A 25,456-nucleotide genomic window follows, 5' to 3' on the forward strand; every position below is an offset into this window, starting at 1 on the left:
TGTCCCCCTTATTCGGCTGCGGTGTGGGAAGATTGGCTGTCCTTGCCGCCCGAGCGCTGCGACAACGCGACCACGCGGGCCAGAGCGTCACGGGCCAAGCCGGCAAGACCGCGCGGCATGAACAGGACCACCAGGACGAACACGATGCCGATGATCAGTCGCCACGCCTGCTGGAACATCTCGCTTTCGGACACCGAGGCCTCGATCGTATTGATCAGGATCGCTCCCAAAGCAGCGCCGATCAGCGACGAGCGCCCCCCGACCGCCGCCCAGACCACCATCGAGATCGAAAAGGCGATGTCGAAATAGGTGGGCGTCGCGAATTCCGATACGATGACAAAGAGCATCCCCGCAAACCCGGCGATCCCTGCCGAGACGGTAAAGAAGAAGACCTGGTAGGACGCCACGTCATAGCCAAGGTAACGGGAACGGTTGGGATCATCCCGCGTCGACTGCAGGATCAGCCCCGCGCGGGTCGAGATCAGCCAGCGTGAAAATAGCAGCACGACGCAGACAGAAACCGCGATGATATAATAGGTCGCGACCATGAACGGATCGAATTCGATCCCAGCGATCGTCAGCCACCCAAGATCTGTCAGGCCGTTGAACCCGTTTGTGACCGGCTGCAGATCGATGAACAACAGCCGCGCCAGCAGCACCAGCGCCAGCGTGATGATCGCCACATAGACGCCAGACACCCGCAAACGGAAGATGGTGGAACCGATGATCAACGCAAACACGACGGGAACGACAATCGCCATGGCCATCCCGAACCATTGCGCCTGGAAGGGGATCCACAACCACGAGCCGGGCGTGATGCAGCACAGATCGGTCGGCGCGCCCGGTTCGGCATTCCACAACATGAAATCGGGGATCGGCTTGTCAGAGCCCTGTTGCAGCGATGTGTAGCTTTGCAGCTTCAGCGACATCGCGATCATGTAGGCGCCAAGACCAAAGAACAGCCCCTGCCCCAGATTGAGAATGCCGGCATAGCCCCAGGACAGCGCAATCGCGAGACCGAGCATACCGAACACAAGGTATTTGGCGATCCGGTTCAGCCAAAAGACGTCGTCCACCAGAAGCGGCAGCGCAAGGACGATGATGATGAAGGCTGCATAGACAGCCCGATCACCCAGGATGAAGATCCTGTTGGACATGATCGCTTACCTCGATTTGAAGGAGAAAAGACCACGCGGCCGCCACAGGATGATGGCAATGACCACGCCGAATACGACGGCCCGCGCAATGATGTCGTTGGAAAACACCGACACGATCCCGTTAATCTGCCCCAAAAGCGCGGAGGACAGGATTGTGCCCAACAGGCTGCCTACACCGCCAACCACCACGACAAGGAACCCGTCAACCACAACGGTGGCCCCCATTTCGGGCATCACCGTGCGGAACCCGGCCAGCAGAACGCCGGCCACGCCAGCAAGGCCCGATCCATAGGCGAAGGTCAGGGCCGATACGCGCCGCACGTCGATACCGCAGGCTGCGGCCATCTGGGGGTTGCGCATGATCGCCCGCACCTGCACCCCGATGGCCGTGCGATACACAAGGTACCACGTCAGCGCCGTCAGCAGGATCGTGACGCACAGGATAAAGGTCCGATAGGGTTGGATGGAGAGCCCCATCAGATCGAAGGGTTCCATCATGAAGGTCGGCACGCGCATGTTCTGAAGACCCGGGCCAAGCCCTTCGATACTGATGCCGAAAAATGTCAGCCCGAATTCCAGCCTGATAAGCTGCTGCAGGATGATCGCCACACCCCAGGTGGCAAGCAGCGTGTCGATGATCCGCCCGTACAGCCTGCGAATGACAACCCGCTCGATCAGCAACCCAACAAGCGCGGCGACCACAAAAGCCAAGGGCAATGACAGGAAGATATTGAAGCCAAGATGGATACCGGCCAACACCGCGGTGTAGGCGCCGATCATAACCAACTCGCCATGCGCCATGTTGATGACGCCCATGGCGCCGTAGGTTATGGACAATCCCAACGCGATAAGCAGCAGGACAGATGTCAGCGACAGACCGATGAACAGGACTTCAAACATTGCGCTCTCCGAAAGACTTTGAGAGTGGCGGGCACCGCGTCGATGCCCGCCCTTTTGGCCTTACAGCCGTGACGAATCGAGCCCTGCAGCGGAGCAGAAAAGGTCACCATCCGTTTCGCCATAGGCGACATAGGGCAGCGGCTTGATCGGTTCGGGGTATTCGTCGATGATCTCGCCCTGGCCATCCCCGCCCCATTGCGCGATGCGCGGGGTCAGGAATGTGTGCAGGTTCTCACCATCAACGGTGACCTTGCCGTTCGGCGCATCGAAGGTCTGTCCCTTGATGCCTTCTCTGATCGCATCCGGCGTGACCTCGCCGGCTTTCTCGACGGCCTGTTTCCAGAGGTAGACCTGGAAATAGGAACATTCGAGCGCGTGCTGGGTCACCGCAGAGGAGTCATCCACGAACCGCCGGTAGCGCTCCACGAAATCGTTGTTCGCCGTCGTGTCGATGGCCTGGAAATAGGGGAAGGACGTAAACGAGCCCGCCGCAACTTCCGCGCCCATGGCCGCAATCTCGATTTCCGAGGTCACGGTCGCGCAGATCGGCAACTGGTCATGGGTCAGACCCTGATTGCGGAACTCACGATAGAAGGCGATGACGGAATCCCCGACCACGTTGGACAGCACGACATCGCAGCCCGACGACTTGATCCGGGACACCATCGCCCCCCATTCAGAGTGCCCCAGCTCCAGGTACTCGTCGGCAACCCATTCCCCGCCATTCTGCTCGATCAGGATCTTGGAAACTTTGGCCATCTCACGCGGGTAGATGTAGTTCGACCCGACGATGAAGAATTTCTTTTTTCCCAAGGTGTTGATGATCCAAGGGATATAGTTCGACAGCTGCTGGTTCGGAACCGCACCGGTGTAGACCACGTTCTTCGAGCACTCGAAGCCTTCGTAGTAGGTCGGGTAGAACAGCATGTTGTTGCGACGCTCGAAAATCGGCAAAACCGCCTTGCGCGACGCCGACGTGTAGCAGCCAAACACCGTGGGAACCTGATCGCGAAGCACGAGTTTCGAGGCCCGCTCGTTGAACGTCCGGGCGTCTGAGGCACCATCTTCAACGATCGGATTGAGTTTCTTGCCCATCACGCCACCCGCGGCGTTGATTTCGTCGATGGCCATGAGCGTCGCATCTGCCAGCGATTGCTCGACAATCGACAACCCGCCGGTGAGCGAAAAGAGCACACCAACATCAATTTCCGATTCCGCTCTCGCAGCAGAGGCCCACAGACCTGGGCCAAGTGCTGCGGTCGCACCGTAAGCAGCTGACTGTTTTAGAAAATTCCGGCGATTATTCGACATTATCTTCGTCTCCATCAAGAAGTGTGTTGGGATGGGCGCATGCGAACGGGCGGCACGCCAAGAAGGTGTGTGACCGAAGGTGAAGAGTGGCGTCCGCAGACGCATGCAGTGCAGGAATGACGGCAGTGTTCGACGGAACGCGCGCAAGGCATACCAGCGTGCAGTGTTCCTGCTTATTTTTGCAAAGTGTGGCCGGGATTTAGCGGCCTGCAGTCAGGGGCAGCGTTGCGCCTTTCTGCCTACGCGTTTCACCGACCAAGATGGTTCGGCGGCAGCGTGGATTGGTCAGAGCGTGGGCATCTTTGGCCACGTCCTGAGGTTACGTTACGACAGGCTCGGTCCGGACAAAAGCTCATTTGCGTTGATTATTGCCTGGGCCATGTCTTCTATCGTCGTTCGCTTATACATTGCCTGCTCTCTGATTAATTTATAGGCATCTTCTTCACTGAACCCGTGCATATTGATGAGAATTGCCTTTGCCTTGGCGATGACTTTCTTGCCCAGAAGCTTCTTTTCCAGCCGCGTGATTCGTTCCTGTGCCTCGAACTGGCGCAGCATGCTGGAATATCCGACCACGAGATTGGTCAATATTCCGAAGCTGCGCACGGGCTTGGATGTGACGGCGATTGCCCCGACCTCCAGCACGAACTCAAGCATTGCAGGGTTCTCGTAATCGACCACACCTATGATTGCCGGCCCCGGCTTTTCAGATCGGCGGATCATGTTGGTGATGTCTTTCCGGCTGTCGAAGAAAAGCCCAAGAAAGACGACATCCGCATTCGGTGGAAGACGGCGCTTCGGAGGCCAGACCAGCTCGGTCCTGCAACCGATCCGCTCCATCTGTTCAAGCATCGCCCGACCGTCGCTGTCGGACGGGTGCACGATCACAACGAACAGGTCACGCAAATCCCTCAGACGGAAACGGGGCATCAGGAACTCCCGTGAGCCAAATCTGAAGGAAGCATCCAGGAGCTGTTTTCCAGCTCTACAAGATAAGGATCAGGTGCCACCGGTTCCGTGGCTTCACGCACAATCTCAAACTCTCCGTCTTTTCCGACGACAGCTACGCGGGGCCACAGATGCGTATGATGCGTGACGCCATCCACACGCACCGTGCCTTGCGGCGCCTCGAAGCTGAACGTGGGCAGGGTTCGAATGACCGAGGCGCGATCCGACTTGCCCGCACGGCGCACCGCCTCTGCAAAAAGCTTCACCTGGAAATATGCCGCTTCAGCCTCGGCCGAGATGGGCGCGTCCGGCCCGAAAGTCTCGCGGTAGGACTTGACGAAGTCCCGATTTGCGGCGGTGTCCAGCACACTGAAATAGGGCGCGGCTTTGATATGCCCCGTCGCCGCCTCGCTTCCGAGCGCTTGTATTTCCGGCTCTCCAAAGGTCAGGGACGCGATCGGCTGCGCGGTCCGGTCGAACCCCGCCTTGTCGTAAGCCTTGTAAAACCGCACCGCGCCATCACCAACGAGGGTAGAAAACACCACCACCGGACCGGCATCCTTCAGCATCGCGATGACACGTGCGATTTCTTCATCGCTTGGATCCAGAGAAATATAAACTTCATCTACGACCGTGGCCCCGCGGTTCGACAGCAGGTCGCGCATGATGCGGTTGCATTCATAGGGATAAACATAATTTGATCCGACAAAATAATAGCTTTGCCCATGCGTTTCCGTCAGATAATCCGCCAACATGCCCGCATTTTGATTGGGTGCGGCGCCAGAGTAGATGCAATATGGCGTGTATTCGAAACCTTCATAAAGCGTTGGGTAGAACAGCAACGAGTTTCGCGACTCGACGACTGGCAATACAGCCTTGCGCGTTGACGACATGTAACAACCGAACAACGTTTCCGCCCCGGCATCCAGCAGCCGTTTGGCCTCTGCCCTGAACTGACCGGGACTGGACGCCGGATCAGAGTCGAGCAACACAACCTCGCGGTCCAACAGGCCGCCCTCTGAATTTATCTGAGAGACCGCCAGCATCGCGGCCTGACGCTGCGAGCGTTCGAGCACCGCAGTGACACCGGTTTGCGAGAACAACATGCCGATTGTGACCGGCGCTCCACAAGAAGTCATCGGGACATCCATTTATGCAACAGTGCCAAAAAACCGTCTGGCACTTGGGATATCGGTCACTCGTTATGGTTAGCCTGACACCGTTGCGTTGCCAATAAAGTTGGAGGATCAGGAATTAGAATGCGCAAAATAATGGTCCCACAACCGCGCGATGCGTCAAAAATGACGTGAATTTAGGCGTTGTGTTTAGAATTCAGGCAGTCTTGAACTTCAGCATCGCGTGACCGGGTGATCTCGCGGCGCTCGTTACCCTCGAGCCGCTGCACCGTGTCATCCTTGCGCTCGGCATTGTTTTCACCTGGCGCCCCGGATTCCACAGCTTGATCCGCACAGCGCATATGCTTTGCACGCCCTTCGGCTAACCCGAACTCTGCCTGTCCCGGCTCATCGCATCGGCATGTGCCGGTTCACATCCTTGTACAGCAGATAGCGAAACGGCCCCGGCCCACCGGCATAACAGGCCTGCGGGCAGAACGCCCTCAACCACATGAAATCCCCGGCCTCGACCTCGACCCAATCCTGATTGAGCCGGTAAACCGCCTTGCCCTCCAGCACATAAAGGCCGTGTTCCATCACATGCGTCTCGGCAAACGGGATCACGCCACCGGGTTGGAACGTCACGATCGTGACATGCATGTCATGGCGCATGTCCTGCGGGTCGACAAATCGGGTCGTGGCCCAGACCCCGTTGGTATCGGGCATGGCCAACGGCGCGATATCGCGCTCGTTGGTGACCACCAGATCGGGCACATCCAGCCCCTCCACGGCCTGATAGGCCTTGCGGATCCAGTGAAACCGCACATCCGCCGCCGAAGCGTTGCGCAGCGTCCAATCCGCACCGGGCGGGATATAGGCATAGCCCCCCGCCACCATCTCATGGGGGACACCATCGACAGTCAACACCAGCGCCCCCTCGACGACGAAGAGCACCGCCTCGATGCCAGCTTCCGTTTCCGGCCGGGTGCTGCCACCGCCGGGTTTGACCTCGGCAATGTATTGCGAGAACGTCTCGGCAAAGCCCGACAAGGGCCGCGCCAACACCCAGAACCGCGCCCCCTCCCAGAAGGGCAACAGGCTGGTCACGATATCGGAATACGTGCCTTTCGGGATCACCGCATAGGCTTCGGTGAACATGGCACGGTCGGTCAACAGGCTGGTCTGCGGCGGCAAGCCGCCCTTGGGCGCGTAATACATATCGGATCCTCAGGACTGTGATCGTTCGGATTGGGGCAAGCCCTTCAGCAGGGCGGTGAGCCGTTGTCGTGCGATGGCCTCGACCGCGCAGCGTAGATCATCCGGCGCGCGCGTGGTATCCAGATCATGCCCAAGCGCCGCGAACCTCTCGGCAACCGCCCGCTGTTCATCGGGCGACGCACAACGATACACGCGGCACAACAGGCTATGTAAACCTGCGGCACAATCATGCGCGGGTCCGCGTTCAAGCCGCAGCGCCCGTTCCACCACCCAGTCCAGATTGCCGAACACCTGTGCGAAACGCGCCGTGAACTCCGTATTCGACAAGGCACTGACCTGCAGGCCTCTCACCGGCGGATGCACCCGCTGCCAATGCTCGGCGATATCGATGCGCCTTGGGCACCAGACCCCCTCGAATCCTTGAATATAGGCGATGAACCGCTGCAACCCCGCCAGCTTGCCGGGGCGCCCGATCAGACGGCAATGCAGGCCGATACTCAACATCTTGGCCGCGCCCGCCTGCCCCTCGGTATAGAGCACGTCGAAACTGTCCTTGAGATACTGAAAAAACTGCTCGCCCGTGACATAGCCCGGCGTGGCGGCAAAACGCATGTCATTGGCCTCCAGCGTGTAGGGAATGACCAATTGCTCGCGCGCTCCAACCCGCACCCAATGCGGCAGGTCGTCATCGTAGCTGTCCGAAATATACGCGAACCCGCCCTCCTCGGCCACCAGCCTGACGGTATTCATGCTGCACCGTCCGGTGTACCACCCCCTCGGTCGCTCACCGACAACCTCGGCATGCAGACGGATCGTCTCGGCGATCGCGGCGCGTTCCTCGGCTTCGGACATGTCCTTGTGCTCGATCCATTTCAAACCATGGCTGGCAATCTCCCACCCGGCATCCAGCATGGCCTCGACCTGCTCGGGGCACCGCGCCAACGCCGAGGCAACGCCGTAGATCGTCACCGGAATGCCCGCCCCCGTGAACAGCCGGTGCAACCGCCAAAACCCCGCCCTTGCACCATATTCATAGATCGATTCCATGTTCCAATGACGCTGCCCCGGCCATGGCGCCGCACCCGGAATATCCGACAGGAACCCCTCCGAGGCCGCATCGCCGTGCAACAGGCAATTCTCCCCGCCCTCTTCGTAATTCAGCACGAACTGCACCGCGATGCGTGCGCCTCCGGGCCATTGGGCATCGGGCGGATTTGGCCCATACCCGCGCAGATTTCTCGAATAGCTCATATCCCCTCCACGACTGACCGCACCGTCCCGCCGCGCCGCCTGCGCCTATGCGCCCGCGTGCCGTCACGAGACAGGCGTTGCCTCCCGAAACCCCCTGTCTGACATCGTTCCCCGGTGCTATCTTCACCCCGACCGCGATCCTGCGCAAAGATCAGGGCCACCACCAAGGCTGCCCGCGACCGGCACGCGGCACGACACGCAAGGGACGTGACACCATGACCGACCGCATTCTGACAGCAGCCCCTCTCACGGCCGAAGCGTTTCACCCCTTCGGCGATGTCATCGACACGCAGCGCACCCCTGACAAGATCATCAATCAGGGCATGTGCGACCGGTATACCGACCTTGCAAAGCTCGATTTTTCCGATGGTCGCGCCGGGATCAGCCTGTTTGACGCCAAGGCGCGGCACCTGCCCTACAGCGTCGACCTGCTCGAACGGCATCCCGATGGAAGTCAGGCGTTCATCCCGATCACCCCGACGCGCTTTCTGGTCATCGTGGCGCCTGACGCAGGCGGCGTTCCGGGTGCGGCGCAGGCATTTCTCACCGACCCCGGTCAAGGCGTGAACCTCCATCGCGGTGTCTGGCATGGTGTTCTGGCCCCCTTCGAAGCACCGGGCCTCTTTGCGGTGATCGACCGCATCGGCAGCGGGGCCAACCTCGAAGAGCACCCTCTTGATCGCCCCTATATCGTGACAGCGGCCCCGGCCTGAGCCAAGCCGCGCATCCTGCAACCGCAAAGCCCCGGTCACCGTCTCACGCCAGCGCAGCAAGGCACATATGCACTGCCGCGACCACCGGATCGATCACGCGCGATGTCCCCGGCGCCCGGAGCTTGTGCGCAAGCGTCGTCATGCCACCGCATCCCAGCACGATGCTGCACCCGGGATGCAGATCCGCCATGCGGTCCAGCCCCGCCTGCACACGGCGGAGACTGTCCGCCCCCTCGTTCAGCTCCAACACCGGCACCCCCGACGCATGCACCCCGGCGCAGCGATGCTCGAGACGCATGACACGGATATTCTCCGAGATCACCGGCACCGCGACATCCAGACTGGTCACCACGGCAAAGGATGTCGCCGCAAGGCTTCCGGCGATGCATCCCGCCTCGCCCATGCCGATCACCGGCACACCGGCTGTCGCCCGCAACGTGGCAAGACCGGTATCGTCGAAGCACCCGATGACGATGGCATCCACGCCCATGCCGCGGGCTTCCTCGACCACGGCAAACAACCCCTCAAGGCAGCGCTCGGCATCCTCGGGGCCTTGGATCGACGCAGGCCCCTGACGGTTGGTCAAGCCGATCACCTCGGCCATGTCTGCGATCGCAGAGCGTGCCGACGTGACCATTTCATCCGTCATGCGCTGCGTCGAATTGGGATTGAGGATGGCGATCCTCGGCGCGGTCCGCGTGGTCATGCGTTTGCTCCGGCATCAGCCTCGGCGCGGCTGGCATGAACGCATCTGGCCCAACGCCCACCCCCACCCGTCCAGACAGGCAGCGGGCTTATTGCGCAGGCGGGCTCCGCATGGGCACAGCGCGGCGCAAAGGAACAGCCCTCCGGCAAGGCGCTCAGCGGCGGCGGCGCGCCCGGCACCGCATCCAGCCGCGTCCCCGGCACCGCACCAACAAGATTGGCCGCCAACAGCCCCCTCGAATAGGGGTGCCTTGCATCGCGGATGATATCCGCAACCGACCCCGTTTCGACAAAGCTCCCCGCATACATCACAGCCAGCCGGTCCGACACCTCGACCGCCACACCGATATCATGGGTCACGAAAATCACCCCCATGCCCATCTCCTGTTGCAACTCGCGCAACAGCAGCAGGATCTGGATCTGCACCGTGGCATCCAGCGCCGTGGTCGGCTCATCCGCCAGCAGCAACTTGGGTCTGCACGCCAGCGCCAGCGCAATCATCGCGCGCTGCCGCATGCCGCCGGACATCTCGTGCGGGTAATTGTCCAACCGCCGCTTTGCCGACGGAATCCTGACCAGTTCCAGCATCTCCAGCGCACGCGCCATGGCGTCGCTGTTGGACACCCCCTCATGACGGACCACGGTTTCCGCGATCTGACGCCCGATCGTATAGACCGGGTCCAGCGCCAGCGCCGGGTCCTGAAAGATCATCGATGCCACGCCGCCCCGATGATCGGCCAGCGCGCGCCCCTGCAACGACAGAATATCCTGCCCCTCCACCTCGACCGTGCCGGTAATTGTGGTCTTTCGTTCCGGCAACAGGCGCAACAGGGTCTTGAGCGTCACGCTCTTGCCCGACCCGCTTTCCCCCAGAATGCCCAGCACCTCGCCCGCCGCCAGATCGAAGCTGACCGAATTGACCGCATGCACCGGCGGTGTGCCCGCAAACCGCACACACAGATCACGCACCCGCACAAGGGGCGTGTCGCTCATCAAAGGGGCGGGCGTCATGCAACATGCTCCTTGGGATTGTTGAGATGGCAAGCGGCGACATGCCCTCCACCAAGTGTATAGGACGCAGGCACCTGGCTTGCGCACGGCGCGAAAGCCCGAGCGCAGCGCGTATGGAACCGACAGCCCGGCGGCGGATCGATCGGGTTGGGCGGATCGCCCGCAAGCGGCGCCTCCAGCGTCCGCCGATCCGGATCAAGCGACGGCATCGCCGCCAGAAGCGCCTCGGTATAGGGATGGCGCGGCGCGCTATACAGGCGTTCGGCCGGGCCGATCTCGGCCACCTCCCCAGATACATGACCATCACCCGGTCCGAGATATGCCGCACCACGTTCAGGTCATGACTGATGAACACATAGGTCAGACCGCGTTCGCGCCGCAGGTCCATCAGCAGGTTCAGCACCTGCGCCTCGACCGATTTATCCAGCGCCGACACCGCCTCATCCAGCACGATCACCTGCGGATCGAAGGCCAGCGCGCGCGCGATATTGACCCTTTGGCGCTGCCCGCCTGACAATTCATGCGCATATCGCCCGCCAAAACGCGCAGGATCCAGCCCGACCCGTTCCAACAGATCCTGCGCCTTGCGCCGCGCCTCAGATTTGGCGACACCATGCACCGACGGCCCGAAGGCCACCGCGTCGATCATCGTCATGCGTGGGTTCAGCGATGCGAAACTGTCCTGAAACACCATCTGCACCTTGCTGCGAAACGCCTTGAGCGGCAATTCCGGGCCGACCACCTTGCCGTCATAGCGCACCGCGCCGCTATCGGGTGTCAGAAGCTGCACCAGCAGACGCGCAGTCGTGGACTTGCCGCACCCGCTTTCTCCGACGACACCCAGGGTCTCGCCATGGGCCAGCTCGAAACTCACATCATCGACCGCGCGCACCACCTTGCGGCCCGCGCCGAAACCGCCGGCGTTGAAATGCTTGACGAGGTTGTGGGCGGACAGGATCGGGGGCTTCATTGCTTCACATCCATGGCGGATCTCAACCCATCGCTGAGCATGTTGAACGAGATCGAGGTCAGAAAGATCATCACACCCGGCAGCGCCGCCAGCCACGGCTGCACATAGATCGCGTTGCGCAGCGTGTTCAGCATCAGGCCCCATTCCGCGTTCGGCGGGCTGACACCCAGCCCCAGAAACGACAGACCCGCCGCAAGGATCATCGACACCGAGATAAGGCTTGTCGCATAGACGAAGATCGGCCCCAGCACATTACCCAGAACGTGATCGCGCACGATCCGCAGGCTCGATGCGCCACTGGCCTGCGCCGCCTCGATATATTCCAGCTTGCGCACCGACGTGGTGACGCTTTCCGCCACCCGCGCGATCGGCGGGATGAACACGACCGTCAGCGACAACAGCCCGTTGAGGATACCCGCACCCAACGCCCCCGAAATCGCGATCGCCAGAAGGACCGACGGAAACGCATACAGCACATCCAGAACGCGCATCGTGATCGTGTTGACCCAGCCGCCCAGATACCCGGCGGCAATACCGATGGCCCCGCCGATGGCAAAGGCGATCAACACGGGCACGACCCCCATGAACAACGACAGCCTCGCGCCGTAAATCAACCGGCTCAGCATGTCGCGCCCCAACTCGTCGGCGCCCAGCGGATAGCCTTCGGTCCCGATGGGCGACAGGCGCTTGATCATGCTGCCATCCAAAGGATCTGCCGGCGCGATCCAAGGCGCGAAGATCGCCATCAGGATCAGCCCCGCCGCGACAAGCCCGGCACAGACCGCGACCTTGTCGCGCAAAAACCGGACGCCAACCGAGCGCCAATACCCTCGTGATTTCTCGACAGTTGCAAGCTGCGTGATGCTCTCTGCGGTCATGGCCATGGCTCAGCCCCTTTGCAAGCGCGGATCAAGCGCGGTCTGCGCCACATCCACCAACAGGTTGAGGATCACGAAGAACATCGCCAGCACCAGGATCGTGCCCTGCAGCAACGGCAGATCGCGCTGGAAAATGGCCTGCCCCAGCAAGAAGCCCGTGCCCGGCCACGAAAACACCGTCTCGATCAGGATCGACCCCCCCAGCAGATACCCCAGCTGCAGGCCCATCACAGCCAGCGCCGTGGGGGCCGCATTCTTGATGACATGCGCCAGCACCCCACGATCCAGCAGCCCCTTGGCGCGCAGGCCAGAGACGAATTCTTGTTGCAGGATATCGGCCACCAGCGCGCGCACCGTGCGTGCCACGATGCCCATCGGGATCACCGACATCGTGATCGCCGGCAGGATCAGATACTGCATATGCTCCCAGTCCCAGACCCATTGGCTCGACCCGCCCGGCCCCGCGCCCGTCGCCGGCAGCCAGCGCAGCTCGACCGAAAAGATGATCACCATCACCATGCCCAGCCAGTAATGCGGCACCGACACGCCGATCACCGAAATCGCGGTGGCCAGCTTGTCGATCCAGCTGTCGCGAAAATACCCCGCGACAAAGCCGAACAGACCGCCCAGCGTGAAGCCGATGATCGTCGCCGTCACCGCAAGGATCAGCGTATTGCCCACCGCGTTGAACACTTCCGTCGCCACAGGCCGCCCGGTGGCGATCGAATTTCCCAGATCGCCCTGAACCGCCAGCGCCAGCCAGCGCATGAATTGCTCAGGGTAGGACCGGTCGAAGCCGTAGATCGCCATCATCTGTTCCTGCAACTCCACCGACGCATCCGGCGGCAGGATCGACACCAGCGGATCACCGGGCGAGATATGGACCAGCGCGAAACAGACCAGCGACACGCCAAGCATGATCGGGATGGTATAAACGACGCGGCGCAGGATGAACGAAATCATGGGCAAGTCAGCCTGTCAAAAAGGGGGCCGTCCCGTTTGCAGGGACGACCCCGATGGGTGCAAGGGATCACTCTTCGATGGTCATCGGCGCGATATCGATGAACCAGTTCTTCGGCTGGGTCACATTGCCGACCTTCGGCGACATGGCGCGCGGGCCGACATCATGGGCGATCCAGACGAACGGCGCCTCTTCCACGATCCGCGTATGCAGACGGCCCAGCGCCGCATCCCGATCCGCATCCGCAAACGACGTCCGCGCATCCGCGATCAGCGCGTCGAACTCGTCATTGCCGAACAGACCCCAGTTGTTGGACACCGGCGGGAAGGTCCCGGTCGAGACGAACCGCACCATGGCAAAGAACGGGTCCATCGTCGCGAAGGACACGTTGATCGCATGCGCACCGCGCGCGCTTTCATCCGCAGCGCCCTTGCGCCAGTTGGTGAAGAGCGTGTTCCATTCGATCACGTCCAGTTCGACATCGAAGAAGCAGTCTCGCAGGCCCTGCTGGACATACTCGTTCATCGTGACCGGCTGCATCTGACCGGAACCGGATGCCGATGTCTGCACCTTCACCTTCACCGGATTATCGGCCGAGAAACCCGCTTCGCTCATCAGGCTGCGCGCCGTGTCCGGATCATAGCGAATGTCGAAGGACGGGTTGCCCCACCACGGATGCCCCGGCTCGACCGAGCCCTTGGGAATGCCCATGTACCCGCCCAGCAGAACCTGAAGCTCCTCGCGGTTGACACACAGGTTGGCCGCGTGACGCACCCGCTTGTCCAACCAGGGCGAGCCTTCGTGGAACGACAACTGCCACGGCCAGACATGCGGCTGCGGGTTCGAATAGATCACGTTGCCTTCGCTCTGGATACGCGGGATCGCATCCGGTGCTGGCGCCTCGATCCAGTCCACCTGCCCCGACAGCAGCGCCGCTGTGCGGGCATTGGCATCGGGCAACGGCACCAGAACGACGCGGTCGATGCTGGGCGTGCGCGCCGGATCCCAGTAATTTTCGTTCTTCACCATCTCGAAGCGCTCGCGCGGCACGAAAAGATCGCCCTCGAACGGGCCGGTGCCCGACGGATCGAACGTAAACGCCGTCCACGCCGCAGCCGCGCGTTCCTTCGGGTCGGTGATCGCCGCATCCACCGCGTCATACAGCGCCTGCCAATGGGTCGGCGAGGCCATGAACAGCATCGTCATGTTCAGCGGCAGGAAGCTGTCGGGCTGCGTCGTGGTCAGCTCGACCGTCAGCTCGTCGATTGCCCGCGCCGAGGCCAGCGTCGGCATCCGCGACTTCGTGGCGCCCACCTGATCCGGGGCGAAATGCGGCGCAGCTTCATCCAGCACCTTCTGCACGTTCCACACCACCGCATCGGCATTGAACGGGGATCCGTCATGGAACGTCACACCCTCGCGCAGGGTAAAGGTCCATTTCGTGGTGTCATCGGGGTTCACTTCCCAAGCGGTCGCAAGGCCCGGCACGATGCCGCTCGCCTCTGTTTCCGACGACAAATCCCAATGCGTCAACGCGTCATACATCGGGATACCGGTGAACCGGTTGCCCTCGAAGCCCTGATCGGGCTGGCCCGATGTGCGCGGAATATCCGCCGCCGTCATGCCGATTGTCAGGGTCTTTTCGGCCCAGACCGGTCCAGCCGCCAGAACGGCTGCCGTCAATGCGATCGCAGAGGATCGGTACAAGATAGTCCTCATGTCATAACTCCTGTTGAACGTCCGGACCGAGCCGCAGTCATTGGCCGTGTCCCTGCAGCGACAATGAGATGCCGCCCGGCCACGTCGACAAATGATTACCGGATTGTATACGTTTTCAATTAAAAAAGTTCACAGATGCCCTTTTTTTGTTCAATCACGATGTGAAATGCCTGTTTACAAGGCGTGAAATGGCGCCCAGCCCGCAGGTATGAAACAGGGGATGACAATTGAATTCAAAAAGGCCACAAAGGGCGATATAAACTGTATACAACCGTCAACGGGCACCCCATGAGCATGTCGCAACAAGAAGCGGACTTCGCCAGCAGAATCGAAGCCGAGTTTGTGCAAAACCCCGTCTATACAGGCGTCGAACAGGCCATCCTCGAACAGCGCCTGCCCCCCGGCACCCGTCTGGCGGAAACCGATCTGGCCGAATTCTACGGCGTGTCGCGCACCATCGTGCGCAGCGGGCTGCAGGCGCTTGCGCATTCCCACCTCGCGACACTGCGACCGAATCGCGGTGCCAGCGTCGCCAACCCCTCCCCCCGCGAGGCCCGCGAGGTGTTCGAGGCCCGCGAATTGCTGGAGCCGCGCTCCGCCCGCGAGGCGGCGCTCCATGCCAACAAGTCCGACATCCGCGCCCTGCGCCGTCACGCGCAGGAAGAACACGACGCCATGAGCCGCAATGAATCGGGCCGTGCCCTGCGGCTATCGGGACGCTTTCACGTGATGATCGCTCAGATCGCCAATCAGCGCACCATCGCCGGGATGATCGAAAACCTCGTGTCCCGCTCTTCTCTCATCATCGCGCTCTACTGGACCCGCTCCAGCACGCGCTGCGACGAGAGCTGTCACAACGCCCTGATCGACGCGATCGAACGCAACGATGCCGACGAGGCAGAAGAGCTGATGCGCAGCCATCTTGTCGAACTGCACTCCGCCCTGCGTTTCGACGTGACCGATACCTCCAACCTCACGCTCAAGGACATGCTGAGCCAATAAAGCGTTTCGCGACATGCAGGGCTCCGTTCGATCATTGCGCTCTGACCCACCTGCACGCGCGCGCCCTGCGCGACATCACCGTTCTCGCCGACTTTCGACTTAGGGCACGCCCAGCCCGAAATCCCCTTGTTTTCCGCACAAGGCGCCGCTCCACACGCCCAGGTTGCCTCAACCATCCTCAACTTTACTTTTTTCAGACCCTGCCACAATGTCACCACATTCTCATAGGATATTGTTTTCAATTCGAGACAAAACCTGAGAATAAAGGACGACTGTTCGGAATTTGGGTTCTTGATGCGTCGGATGCCGATTTTGGCACTGCCGCATACGACATGAAAGAGCGGCGCATAAAGATCGCTTGGCCCCTTCCGGAATTGAGTATGAGTGGGCAGTAAGCAATGGCAACGAGTTTTGAAGTCATCTCTCTGGGGATCAGCCCGACCGAGATCGACACAACGGAATCGGACAACATCTCGGACGCGGCAGCCGATCTGGTCGGTACGACCTATGGCAGCAGCGGTGCTCCCCTCTTCAACGACGTCCGCACCCTCGCCCTGGTCTCGGGCGGCGCGCAATACGACACCGACAACGCCACCGCCAACGACCAGTTCTCGGTCGACGGCACCACCTTCACCATCGACGGGGCCGCCACCTATCTGGCCACCATCACCTATGCCGATGGCACCTCCGCCACGCTCGAGGTGACGCTGGCGCAGGCCACGACGGGCGATCTGTTCCTGCTCCCCCCCGAGACCGGCGCCACCGGTCAGCAAGCCCTCCTCGAAGCAGGCCCGATCCAGTCCCTGACCCTCGACAGCCTGATCTCCAACACCATCGAGCCGGCAACCGACCGGCTCGCCACCGACTTCGCCGAGCCCGTCGATGGCGCGGCGACCGCCGAACAGATGGCGCCGGGCTATACCGACACCGACGGCGACCGCATCGGCGATGGCAATGACGTCATCTTCGGCAATGGCGGCGCGGACACGATCTTTGCCGGCGCAGGCAACGATATCGTCGATGGCGGCGCCGACAATGACCTGATCGCCGGCAATATCGGCAATGACATGCTGGCTGGTGGCGACGGCGACGATACGCTTTACGGCGACAATGCCGGCCCCACCACCGTTGCGGTGACCAACGGTGATTTCGCCAACAACTCCACCACCGGCTGGACGATCAGCGGCGGCGGCGCGACCTTCTCCTATGACGGGATCCTCGCGTTCAACGCCAGTGACAGCGGCTTTGGCGGCGTCGCCCAACAGACCGTCGCCACCCAGCCCGGCGCGCGCTTCCAGCTCTCGCTCGATGCCGCCGAATTCGGCGGCGGTGCCGCCACGCATACGCTGGTCGTGGACATCCTCGACAGCACCGGCCAGGTGATCGCCACCCAGACGGTTCTTGTCGATGACGCCACCACCCAGACCGTCACCGTCGATTTCACCGCGGCCACCGATACCACGACGCTGCGCTTCACGAACCCGACATCCACCGGCACCGTGACCACCGATCTTGTGCTCGACAACATCGCCGTCACGACCCTGCCCGGCGATGAGATCGACGGCGACGACACGCTCGATGGCGGTTCCGGCAATGATGCCCTCTTCGGCGGAGGCGGCAACGACTCCCTTCTTGGCGGCGCCGGCAACGACACCATCCTGGGCGACACGGGCCCCTTTGCCGATGTCGATGTGGTCAACGGCGATTTCGCCACGAACACGACCGCTGGCTGGACGATCAGCGGCGGTGGCAGCACCTTTGCCTATGACGGGTTTCTGGGCTTCAATGCCGCAGACAGTGGCGTCGGCGGTGTGGCCCAACAGACTGTCACCACCCAACCCGGCGTCGACTATCAGCTGTCTGTCGATGCCGCCGAAAACGGTAGCGCCGTCGCCTCTCACACCCTCGTGGTCGATATACTCGACGCAAGCGGGCTGGTGCTCGGCACCCAGACCGTCGTTGTCGCCAACGGCACCAGCCAGACGATCACGATTGATTTCACCGCGACCGGCACCGCCACGACCCTGCGCTTCTCGAACCCCACCTCCACCGGCACCGTCAACACCGATTTGGTGATCGACAACATCAGCGTCACCGTGACCTCCCCGCCGGACCCGACAGGCGATGGCAACGACACGATCGATGGCGGCACGGGGGATGACCAGATCTTCGCCGCCGGCGGCAGCGACCGCATCCAGCTGTCCAATGACTTCGGCAATGATGTCATTTTCGGCGGCGAAGATACCGACGGGCTCGACGTGGACGTGCTGGATGCCTCCGGGATCACCGGGAGCGGCATCACCTTCACCCTGACGGGCGGAGAAAGCGGCACCGTGACCCTCGGGGCCAACTCCGCCGCGTTCACCGAGATCGAAGAGATCGTCTTCACCGATCAGGGCGATATCTTCAACGGCAATTTCATCACCGACGATATCGACATCGACACCGGCGATGGCGACGACACCCTGACCGAAGGCAACGGCAACAACACGCTGTCGGGCGGCGCGGGTGACGATCTGTTCTTCGTCGGCTTCGGCGACAGTACCATCGACGGCGGCAGCGGGACCGATACGCTTTCGGCCGCCAGCTCGGATGACCCGTTGAACGTGCTCTTCACCGGCACCGGAACCGGCACCTATACCGATCTCGACGCCAACCCCGATCAGGGCATCTTTTCCAGCATCGAAGCCATCGAAGGCTCGTCGGGGGCCGACACGATCGACGCCTCCGGCGATCTCGTCGGGGTGGATCTGTGGGGCTTTGACGGCGACGACACCATTACCGGCGGCCAGGGCGACGACACGATCACCGGCGACTTGGGCAATGACCTTCTGACCGGCGGGGCGGGCGATGACTTTTTCAACTATATACCGGGCGACGGGCTCGACACGATCTCGGATTTCAACACCGGCAATACCGGCCCCATCAATGACGGGGATACCACCAACAACGATTTCATCGACCTGTCCGGCTTTTACGACCACTTGTTCGAACTCTGGGCTGACCAGGCAGATGACGGCATCCTGAGCCAGTCGAACACCACCGACACCCAAGGGAACGCGGTCGATTATTCGGACAACACCCAATTCGACACCGACGGCATCCCCGGCAACGAAGGCATCGTCTTTACCGGCGCCTCCCCCTCGCCCACGTTTTTCAACGCCGACAATACCGGCGTGATCTGCTTTGCCGATGGCACGCTGATCGAAACGCCGCGCGGCCTCGTGCCGGTCGAAAAGCTGGCCGCGGGCGATATGGTCCGCACCATTGACCACGGCTTCCGCCCCCTGATCTGGGCTTCGCATACAAAAATGTCCTGGGATGCCTCGCCCCATTCCGACAAGCCGATCATCATCAAGGCAGGCGCTTTGGGCCACGGCCTGCCCGCGACCGACCTCAAGGTATCCCCGCAGCATCGCATCCTGCTGCCCGACACCGATCACCACTCCGGTGTTTTCGCCCCCGCCATTGCCCTTTTGGGCCTGCCCGGCGTGCGTCAGATGGAAGGATGCCGCAAAGTCACCTATCACCACATCATGTTTGCCGCGCATGAGGTGATCGTCGCCAATGGCCTGCCCTGCGAAAGCTTCTTTCCCGGACGCATGGCGTTGCGCGCACTGTCCGCCGAAAACCGGCGCTCGCTGCGGCACTGTCTGCTCAAGGCGACCGCCGGCTCGCTGGAGAGTTTCACACTGGCCCGCCCGATCCTCAAGACCCGCGCCGCAAGAAAACGTGTCGACCGCGATCAGGTCAGCTGGATCGACCGCACACTGGCCGATGCCGGTCTCAAAATGCCGGCGCTCTGCGCTTTTGGCTGAGTGGGTCTTTCGGCACCCTCTCGGGCAGTTGCGTACCAAAGGGACACAAATGCGCCGGGCAGCCCCCGATTTTGTACGAAACCCGCGTAGGATTGGTACGAACCCTACACATCCCGCACCCGCGCGCCCCGTCAGGTGACACTCAATATCGCCATCAGCGCCACCGTCCCCCCGCGTGCCAGATCCGCATGCAGCGTCGGCCCCTCATATCGCGCGGCCGCACGCCAGACCCCGACCACCGCAACCATGTTGTAAGGCAGCGAAATCCCATAGCCGACAAGCAATGCCGGGATTGGATAATCAAATGAAATCAACGCCATGAATGCTATACTTGTGACTGCATTGACAGCAAGCCCCAGCATCAGCGCCCAGGTCCAGAACGCCTCGGACAGCGATACATCCCCTCGCCAAAGGGCGCTGATCCCGGACATGACCCCCACCTCACTTCCCATAGGGCATCTCATTTTCCATATATTGCAAAGATATTTATCTGGCGAAGCTAAAGCATCACATCAATGAAGCATCGCATCCGCTTCAATAACAATCGAAATCAGGATCACCGCCGTCAGCATCACCGAGGCCACACCAAAGCCAAGCCCCAACAGACTGACCAGCCCATCCCGCTCCACCAGCCCAACCCCCACAACAAACAAGGAAATCGCAGGAAACCAACCACTTAGCGGCAAGGGCAGAAACAACGCGAAGGCGATCACGAACAGCAAAAGCCCCATCGGCCGCTCATTGCGCCGCGCAAAAAACGCCGAGTAGCGCGGCGTCAGCACCCTCTCCAACCGCCGCGTCACCGGCCTCAGACGCAACACCGTGCGCCGAAGTTTCTCTTGCTCGATGCTCAGCCGCGCCAGTCGCCCGGGCAGCTTAACATGCGGATATCCCAGCATCATTTGCCCCGTCGTGACCAACAGCGGCAGCGCCGTTATCAGCGTGGCCCCCGGCGGAAGCGGCAAAAGTGTCAGCAAAGAAAACACAACGATCGCCCATCCGAACGACGCCTCCCCAAGCTCCGACAGCAGATTGCCAAGCGTCAGCGTCCCCGCCAGATGCTGACTCCGCGATGTCCGCAGGATCGGCAGCGACAGCGAAGGCCTGCGTTTTCTCTCATCCCCGCGCTGCATGTCTTCCCTTTCAAGGTCTTGGCCGGGATATCATGCTCCACGCATCCAATTGCAACCCAAACGTGCTTGGTCATATCGCCTTATTACCAACGCCTTGCGACAAATTTCTGATAGCCGTGTTTCTTTTTGCCAATCTTCATCTTACGTGTGTCAGTGCGGCGTTTGATCATCACTGCCGATATGCAGCGAACAGGAACTTGCATGCTTGATGATCTCCTTCTGGTTGCCGGCGGCCTTGGTCTTTTGTTTGTCGGCGGCGAGGGGCTGGTGCGCGGCTCGGTCGCCTTGGCGGAACGCATGGGTATCTCCAAGCTCTTGATCGGGCTTGTTATTGTCGGCTTTGGCACCTCGACACCGGAGCTGTTGGTATCGGTCAATGCGGCTCTCGACGGGGCGCCGGAGATCGCGCTCGGCAATGTCGTCGGCTCGAACATCGCCAACATCCTGCTGATTATCGGCATAGCGGCGCTGATCGCCCCGATCATCGGGTGGAACCGCTCTGCGCTGCGCGAGGCACTGATCGCAACGCTCGTCTCGCTTGTCGCCCTTGCGCTGATGCAAGCCGCCGTCATCACCCAGACCCAAGGCATCGCGATGTTGGTGGTTTTGGCGGGCTATCTTTTTGCAAGCTACTGGCTGGAACGGCGGGACCGCTTGGCCAGGACATTCCAGCACGAGGCCGCAGAATTCGAGGATATCCCCCTCTCGCGCCCATGGCTGCCGCCCGTTCTTGCACTGGGCGGTATCGCGGCGCTGGTGTTCGGGGCCGATCTGCTGGTCGAGGGGGCGGTCAACATCGCCCGCGATGTCGGCGTTCCGGACGCGGTCATCGGCCTTTCGTTGGTTGCGATCGGCACATCCCTGCCCGAGCTTGCCACCGCCATCGTCGCGGCCATCCGCCGTCATTCAGATGTCGTTCTGGGCAATGTCATCGGCTCGAATATCTTTAATATCCTTGCAATTCTTGGGGTTACGGTTGTCATTCAACCCATCGAGGTCACGGCCCGGTTCCGCGATATCGATGCGCCGATCATGCTTGCGGCCAGCATCCTGCTGCTGGCACTCCTGTTCGCGACCAAATCGATCGGGCGGATCTGGGGCGGCCTGATGCTGGCTCTCTATGCAGGATACATGGCGTTTCTTTTTTCAAGCGGCATGTGATCGCCACCACGGGCCAATCACCCGATCACGACAAACGGCGTGCCATCATGCGAAGTCAAGCATGACATCCGTGCCCTTGGGCGAGCTTGAAATCGAGAACCGCGCCCCAAGCAACTGGCTGCGGCGCTTCATATTGGCCAACCCGTGCGACGGGTTTTCGGCGATCCCCGGATCGTCCGCCACGAAACCCACGCCATTGTCGGAAATCCGGATCCTGTTTTCGTCCACGTAAATCGTGATCGTATCCGCCTGTGCGTGCTTGATGACGTTTGTAATGGCCTCCTGCACGATCCGTGACAGGTTCAGGGCCTGCGACGGCCCGGAATTCCGCAGCTGCGGCTCGCCTTGCACCTGCCAGTCGAATTCGATGCCATTCTCGCTCAGCAAGCCCTCCAGCCGGGTGCGCAGCATCCCCAGAAGTGTCACCAGACTGTCGTGGTTTTCCATGCTGTCCAGCATCAGCGCCAGATCGCGCAGCGCATCCTCCAGCGCAAGGCGGCATTTGTCATCGCCCACGTCATTGCGGCGCATATAGGACAGCGTGCTGACAAGCTGCCCCCCGATCCCGTCATGCAGGTCCAGCATGATGCGGCCGCGCTCGGCGGCAATCGCCTCACGCTGCCGGATTTCCGCCAGTTCGGCAAAACTAGCCTCCAGTTCTTCGGATTTCTCGATGATGCGATTATTGAGCGACGCCGTAAGGTCCTCGTAATCCTTCAAGGACTGGATCAACCGCGACAGGATCAGCCAGATACCCGCAAGCGACATCACAAGCGGCATGAAATGAAACAGATGCATGGTCCGCACCGGGGCCTCGTGCAACATCATGTAAAGCTCGTAAGCCCCCATGATCGTGCCAATATTCAGGCAGGGGAAGAACACACCGAAATCCCTTCGGGTCATCAGATGCCGGTTGCTCCAGACCACCAACAGACCGAAATACGCCGCAGGCACGGTGATCAGCACATTGCCCCACAGCGACACCGCAAACGTGTATTCCAGCGGAAGCAACAAGATCAAACTGACATAGAGTATCAGCGTGACGGCATGTATCTGCTCCGGCAAACGCGATGTGAAGCCCAGAAAGCGAAACAGGAATTTCAACAAAAAAAGCGTATAAAGCGCCGGCGACAGCGTCCACGATATTGTCCAGATCCGGTATTCTTCGGACGCCACCCCATATCCGAAATGCACAAGCGTGATCATCGCCGTGGCACAGGACAGCCCCAGCCAAAGGTATTCGTGATCCTTGCGCCGGAACATCCACACCACCAGCAACGCCACGGCCAGGATACACATCAACCCCAGTGCGAACCTCGCCAGCCCCTGACCGAAGAAGGACCGCGACGCCTGGTATGGCTGCAGAATGTCCTTTGGCCCAAAGAAGAACGGATGAAGATCCAGCCCCTCGGACGGCATCCCGTGCAGGGCCAGCTCGATCTGCACCTCTCGTGTTGCCACCAGAGGCCCCGGCAAAGTCACCAAAAGAGGCGTGTTCCACAACCGGTACGGAAGCGTGTTGGGATGAAGAAGCTGCCCATTGACCCGCACATCGACATTATCGGCCAGCTTGGGAAAATAAACCGCGTTCACACCTTCAGCCGGTGTCACGTGCTCAAGCGTGGCGCGCATGTGCAGGGTCGTGGGCTCGGGATCAAAACGGATGGGCGAGGAAAACGGCAGATCCACCATGTCACCGCTGGCACAGGCCGGCCCGTCGCACAGCATCACCTGCTGAACCTTAACTGCCCCCGGAATGTCGCGAATCTGGCCGATGTTCAGCGCGAACAAGATGGCCAGCAACACGGCAGTCCACAGCCCCACGCCGACAAAGGCGACGACGCTCCACCGGATCACAGGAAGCCTTTCTTCGACGCGCGCGCCACGGCTTCCATATTGGTGCTCACCTCGAGCTTGCGATAGATCGACGTGATGTGATTGCCCACCGTCCCGGCGCTGATGCCCAGGTGTTGCGCGATCTCGTGGCGCTTGTATCCCCTTGCCACCGCCTGCAAAATTTCGGCCTCGCGCTCGGTCAGGGGGGACAGACCCGGTTCCACAGAGCCCGTGCCCCCATCCTTGACCACCGCCAGAAGATGGCGGGCGATACCGGGGCTGATCGGGCTGCCACCGTCCAGAACAGACAGGATATCGGTGCCGATCTGGCCAAGATCAGCGCCTTTGAGAAGATATCCCTTCGCCCCGGCCTGAATCGCCTCCAGAACCCGGGCCTCGTCCCCGAAGATCGACACGACCACCGCATCGACCAGCCAGTCGGCGGCAGCACAGGCGTGCACGGCCTCCACCCCCGACCCGTCGGGCAATCCGATATCCACCAGCAGGATACGCGGCTTTAGATCGAACAGCAGGTTGAGCCCCTGATCCAGCGTCGAGGCGCAGCCCACAAGGGTCAGCCCCTCCGTCACGTTGATCGCATCGCTCAGACGGGCGACGATATCGGCCCGATCCTCGATGATAAGAACGGAATGGTCGGTCACGGACAACTCTTGCACACCACTACCCACATCACTCTAAACAAGCGGCTTATTTCTCATATGTGTGAATCCACACATTCCTACAAGGAAATCATGATTCTAAGGTTCACGTGGGACGAAGGTGAGAACAGGTATTTCAATAGCAGTTTATTTTAACGGAAGCCGCAAGTGAGTGGCGCGGCCGAGGTCAAGCAAATTGCAGTGTATTGGTAGTTTGCCGGGCTTCTCGTCACCTTCGTCCCACCTGCATCGCAGATGACAGGCGCAACCGGACCCGCAACCGGCCCCAAGGCCGAGATCGATACCTCCGGCGGGTCTCCCCATGCGCAGGGGCGGGATACAGATACGCCTATGTCGGACACCGCGAAGTCCGAACTTCAATCCCGGCACCCCCGACAGACCTGGACCTGCCACAAGGCAAGTGATTCGGATGGCGTCCATTTTGTGTCAATATATTGGTGCGATCCGGCCAATTGTGACCACACGAAATCGCTCAAATGTTGGGAGTGCAGCCGGATTGTGATGCTGGAATTTCGACCCGTCGGAACGCCGAGTCGTTTAGGCCACATCTCAAATTTGACATGTTTTGCCGGGCATGGCACCCACTCCTCCGAGACCCCCAATTTTCCGTATTTTTCTGTTTTAATTCATATGCTTAAAGCTATGCACTACTTTTGAATAGCCCCTCTAAATCGCACTGAAATCTCCCTTGAATTTAGCTACTTCCGGCTTGGTTTTTTCGAAAATCGAAACCCCTTGGATGGACTATCGAAGCACTCGGGAGCATCCATTGAGCGTGATGTGGCGTCAGGCCGCCGGACCGATCCGGACAGCCTGACGCAGACGCTAAATGTTGTGTGCAGGTGACCGTTGCAGCTCTGTGAAGGGCTGTTCGGCGCCTTCGGAGGAATGGTATGGCGTTCGCGACTTGCGATATGGAACTTGTCTGTCAAGCCCAAACCCGGTGCTATTGGCGCCGGCGTATCTGTG

The 25,456-nt window shown here is 60.9% G+C and carries 21 protein-coding genes and 1 pseudogene; 4 read left to right on the plus strand and 18 right to left on the minus strand.

The genetic code is table 11. The features are described 5' to 3' along the window. Positions 1-8 precede the first annotated feature (8 nt). From urtC to puuE, 7 genes are all read right to left on the minus strand, one after another. Positions 9-1,157 (minus strand): urea ABC transporter permease subunit UrtC, encoded by a 1,149-nt coding sequence (gene urtC / locus RAZWK3B_RS07545; protein ID WP_007813778.1) that lies wholly within the window; start codon positions 1,155-1,157, stop codon positions 9-11. 6 nt (positions 1,158-1,163) lie between these two features. Further along, positions 1,164-2,057 (minus strand): urea ABC transporter permease subunit UrtB, encoded by an 894-nt coding sequence (gene urtB / locus RAZWK3B_RS07550; RefSeq protein ID WP_007813780.1) that lies wholly within the window; start codon positions 2,055-2,057, stop codon positions 1,164-1,166. 60 nt (positions 2,058-2,117) lie between these two features. Then, the gene (locus RAZWK3B_RS07555; protein WP_232279497.1) at positions 2,118-3,383 is read right to left on the minus strand and encodes a transporter substrate-binding domain-containing protein; all 1,266 of its coding nucleotides are present in this window, start codon (positions 3,381-3,383) and stop codon (positions 2,118-2,120) included. Between the two features lie 309 nt (positions 3,384-3,692). Next, positions 3,693-4,298, minus strand: coding sequence for an ANTAR domain-containing response regulator (locus RAZWK3B_RS07560; protein WP_007813784.1), 606 nt, complete (start codon positions 4,296-4,298; stop codon positions 3,693-3,695). After that, entirely contained in the window at positions 4,298-5,467 is a 1,170-nt protein-coding gene (locus RAZWK3B_RS07565) for a transporter substrate-binding domain-containing protein (protein WP_232279489.1), read from the minus strand. Before RAZWK3B_RS07565 ends, RAZWK3B_RS07560 begins: the two co-directional genes overlap by 1 nt. Before the next feature lie 372 nt (positions 5,468-5,839). Then, entirely contained in the window at positions 5,840-6,649 is an 810-nt protein-coding gene (locus RAZWK3B_RS07570) for a bifunctional allantoicase/(S)-ureidoglycine aminohydrolase (protein ID WP_007813790.1), read from the minus strand. A 9-nt stretch (positions 6,650-6,658) separates the two neighbouring features. Continuing rightward, positions 6,659-7,900: an allantoinase PuuE gene (puuE, locus tag RAZWK3B_RS07575; RefSeq protein WP_007813792.1), complete on the minus strand. Its 1,242-nt coding sequence runs from the start codon at positions 7,898-7,900 to the stop codon at positions 6,659-6,661. A 215-nt stretch (positions 7,901-8,115) separates the two neighbouring features. On the opposite strand from puuE, the gene RAZWK3B_RS07580 reads away from it, so the two are divergent. Next, complete coding sequence (locus RAZWK3B_RS07580; RefSeq protein WP_037295353.1) at positions 8,116-8,613, plus strand: ureidoglycolate lyase; 498 nt, start codon at positions 8,116-8,118, stop codon at positions 8,611-8,613. A 43-nt stretch (positions 8,614-8,656) separates the two neighbouring features. Here the strand turns inward: RAZWK3B_RS07580 and RAZWK3B_RS07585 are convergent, their stop codons facing one another. The 7 genes and pseudogenes from RAZWK3B_RS07585 to RAZWK3B_RS07610 form a co-directional block, all read right to left on the minus strand. After that, on the minus strand, positions 8,657-9,319 hold the full coding sequence (locus tag RAZWK3B_RS07585) for an aspartate/glutamate racemase family protein (protein ID WP_007813796.1): 663 nt from the start codon (positions 9,317-9,319) through the stop codon (positions 8,657-8,659). Further along, complete coding sequence (locus tag RAZWK3B_RS07590; RefSeq protein ID WP_007813798.1) at positions 9,316-10,329, minus strand: ABC transporter ATP-binding protein; 1,014 nt, start codon at positions 10,327-10,329, stop codon at positions 9,316-9,318. Before RAZWK3B_RS07590 ends, RAZWK3B_RS07585 begins: the two co-directional genes overlap by 4 nt. After that, positions 10,326-10,613 (minus strand): oligopeptide/dipeptide ABC transporter ATP-binding protein, encoded by a 288-nt coding sequence (locus tag RAZWK3B_RS21815; protein WP_007813802.1) that lies wholly within the window; start codon positions 10,611-10,613, stop codon positions 10,326-10,328. Before RAZWK3B_RS21815 ends, RAZWK3B_RS07590 begins: the two co-directional genes overlap by 4 nt. 209 nt (positions 10,614-10,822) lie before the next feature. Next, positions 10,823-11,299, minus strand: a pseudogene (locus RAZWK3B_RS21820) (ATP-binding cassette domain-containing protein); the annotation flags it as partial. Continuing rightward, the gene (locus tag RAZWK3B_RS07600) at positions 11,296-12,183 is read right to left on the minus strand and encodes an ABC transporter permease (protein ID WP_007813805.1); all 888 of its coding nucleotides are present in this window, start codon (positions 12,181-12,183) and stop codon (positions 11,296-11,298) included. The pseudogene RAZWK3B_RS21820 and the gene RAZWK3B_RS07600, both read right to left, overlap by 4 nt. A gap of 3 nt (positions 12,184-12,186) precedes the next feature. Next, positions 12,187-13,140 (minus strand): ABC transporter permease, encoded by a 954-nt coding sequence (locus tag RAZWK3B_RS07605; RefSeq protein ID WP_007813807.1) that lies wholly within the window; start codon positions 13,138-13,140, stop codon positions 12,187-12,189. Positions 13,141-13,207: 67 nt separating this feature from the next. Next, positions 13,208-14,857, minus strand: a complete 1,650-nt coding sequence (locus RAZWK3B_RS07610; RefSeq protein ID WP_037295253.1) for an ABC transporter substrate-binding protein — start codon at positions 14,855-14,857, stop codon at positions 13,208-13,210. Positions 14,858-15,145: 288 nt separating this feature from the next. Between RAZWK3B_RS07610 and RAZWK3B_RS07615 the strand changes: the two genes are divergently transcribed. Both RAZWK3B_RS07615 and RAZWK3B_RS21825 read left to right on the plus strand, forming a co-directional pair. Beyond that, entirely contained in the window at positions 15,146-15,859 is a 714-nt protein-coding gene (locus RAZWK3B_RS07615; protein ID WP_007813810.1) for a GntR family transcriptional regulator, read from the plus strand. Between the two features lie 398 nt (positions 15,860-16,257). Then, complete coding sequence (locus tag RAZWK3B_RS21825; protein WP_007813812.1) at positions 16,258-19,677, plus strand: Hint domain-containing protein; 3,420 nt, start codon at positions 16,258-16,260, stop codon at positions 19,675-19,677. A 131-nt stretch (positions 19,678-19,808) separates the two neighbouring features. Here the strand turns inward: RAZWK3B_RS21825 and RAZWK3B_RS07625 are convergent, their stop codons facing one another. Beyond that, positions 19,809-20,108, minus strand: coding sequence for a hypothetical protein (locus RAZWK3B_RS07625; protein WP_157132190.1), 300 nt, complete (start codon positions 20,106-20,108; stop codon positions 19,809-19,811). Between the two features lie 81 nt (positions 20,109-20,189). Further along, positions 20,190-20,810, minus strand: coding sequence for an exopolysaccharide biosynthesis protein (locus RAZWK3B_RS07630; RefSeq protein WP_007813816.1), 621 nt, complete (start codon positions 20,808-20,810; stop codon positions 20,190-20,192). A 201-nt stretch (positions 20,811-21,011) separates the two neighbouring features. Between RAZWK3B_RS07630 and RAZWK3B_RS07635 the strand changes: the two genes are divergently transcribed. Continuing rightward, a complete protein-coding gene (locus RAZWK3B_RS07635; protein WP_007813818.1) occupies positions 21,012-21,971 on the plus strand; it encodes a calcium/sodium antiporter in 960 nt (319 codons plus the stop codon). A 45-nt stretch (positions 21,972-22,016) separates the two neighbouring features. On the opposite strand, the gene RAZWK3B_RS07640 is transcribed toward RAZWK3B_RS07635, so the two are convergent. Both RAZWK3B_RS07640 and RAZWK3B_RS07645 read right to left on the minus strand, forming a co-directional pair. After that, positions 22,017-23,828, minus strand: coding sequence for a sensor histidine kinase (locus RAZWK3B_RS07640; protein WP_007813819.1), 1,812 nt, complete (start codon positions 23,826-23,828; stop codon positions 22,017-22,019). After that, positions 23,825-24,469 (minus strand): LuxR C-terminal-related transcriptional regulator, encoded by a 645-nt coding sequence (locus tag RAZWK3B_RS07645; RefSeq protein ID WP_007813821.1) that lies wholly within the window; start codon positions 24,467-24,469, stop codon positions 23,825-23,827. The genes RAZWK3B_RS07640 and RAZWK3B_RS07645 overlap by 4 nt, the downstream gene beginning before the upstream one ends. Positions 24,470-25,456: the final 987 nt, after the last annotated feature.

It is taken from the genome of Roseobacter sp. AzwK-3b (assembly GCF_000170875.1).
GTDB lineage: Bacteria > Pseudomonadota > Alphaproteobacteria > Rhodobacterales > Rhodobacteraceae > Roseovarius > Roseovarius litoreus.

Bases quoted from the DNA above. Each gene is read 5' to 3' on its own strand.
- RAZWK3B_RS21825 (WP_007813812.1), top strand. From the start codon at position 16,258: ATGGCAACGAGTTTTGAAGTCATCTCTCTGGGGATCAGCCCGACCGAG.
- RAZWK3B_RS07625 (WP_157132190.1), bottom strand. From the start codon at position 20,108: ATGTCCGGGATCAGCGCCCTTTGGCGAGGGGATGTATCGCTGTCCGAG.
- urtC (WP_007813778.1), bottom strand. From the start codon at position 1,157: ATGTCCAACAGGATCTTCATCCTGGGTGATCGGGCTGTCTATGCAGCC.
- puuE (WP_007813792.1), bottom strand. From the start codon at position 7,900: ATGAGCTATTCGAGAAATCTGCGCGGGTATGGGCCAAATCCGCCCGAT.
- RAZWK3B_RS07600 (WP_007813805.1), bottom strand. From the start codon at position 12,183: ATGGCCATGACCGCAGAGAGCATCACGCAGCTTGCAACTGTCGAGAAA.
- RAZWK3B_RS07635 (WP_007813818.1), top strand. From the start codon at position 21,012: ATGCTTGATGATCTCCTTCTGGTTGCCGGCGGCCTTGGTCTTTTGTTT.
- RAZWK3B_RS07570 (WP_007813790.1), bottom strand. From the start codon at position 6,649: ATGTATTACGCGCCCAAGGGCGGCTTGCCGCCGCAGACCAGCCTGTTG.
- urtB (WP_007813780.1), bottom strand. From the start codon at position 2,057: ATGTTTGAAGTCCTGTTCATCGGTCTGTCGCTGACATCTGTCCTGCTG.
- RAZWK3B_RS07585 (WP_007813796.1), bottom strand. From the start codon at position 9,319: ATGACCACGCGGACCGCGCCGAGGATCGCCATCCTCAATCCCAATTCG.
- RAZWK3B_RS07605 (WP_007813807.1), bottom strand. From the start codon at position 13,140: ATGATTTCGTTCATCCTGCGCCGCGTCGTTTATACCATCCCGATCATG.
- RAZWK3B_RS07580 (WP_037295353.1), top strand. From the start codon at position 8,116: ATGACCGACCGCATTCTGACAGCAGCCCCTCTCACGGCCGAAGCGTTT.
- RAZWK3B_RS07555 (WP_232279497.1), bottom strand. From the start codon at position 3,383: ATGGAGACGAAGATAATGTCGAATAATCGCCGGAATTTTCTAAAACAG.
- RAZWK3B_RS07565 (WP_232279489.1), bottom strand. From the start codon at position 5,467: ATGGATGTCCCGATGACTTCTTGTGGAGCGCCGGTCACAATCGGCATG.
- RAZWK3B_RS07610 (WP_037295253.1), bottom strand. From the start codon at position 14,857: ATGAGGACTATCTTGTACCGATCCTCTGCGATCGCATTGACGGCAGCC.
- RAZWK3B_RS07590 (WP_007813798.1), bottom strand. From the start codon at position 10,329: ATGACGCCCGCCCCTTTGATGAGCGACACGCCCCTTGTGCGGGTGCGT.
- RAZWK3B_RS07630 (WP_007813816.1), bottom strand. From the start codon at position 20,810: ATGCAGCGCGGGGATGAGAGAAAACGCAGGCCTTCGCTGTCGCTGCCG.
- RAZWK3B_RS07560 (WP_007813784.1), bottom strand. From the start codon at position 4,298: ATGCCCCGTTTCCGTCTGAGGGATTTGCGTGACCTGTTCGTTGTGATC.
- RAZWK3B_RS07615 (WP_007813810.1), top strand. From the start codon at position 15,146: ATGAGCATGTCGCAACAAGAAGCGGACTTCGCCAGCAGAATCGAAGCC.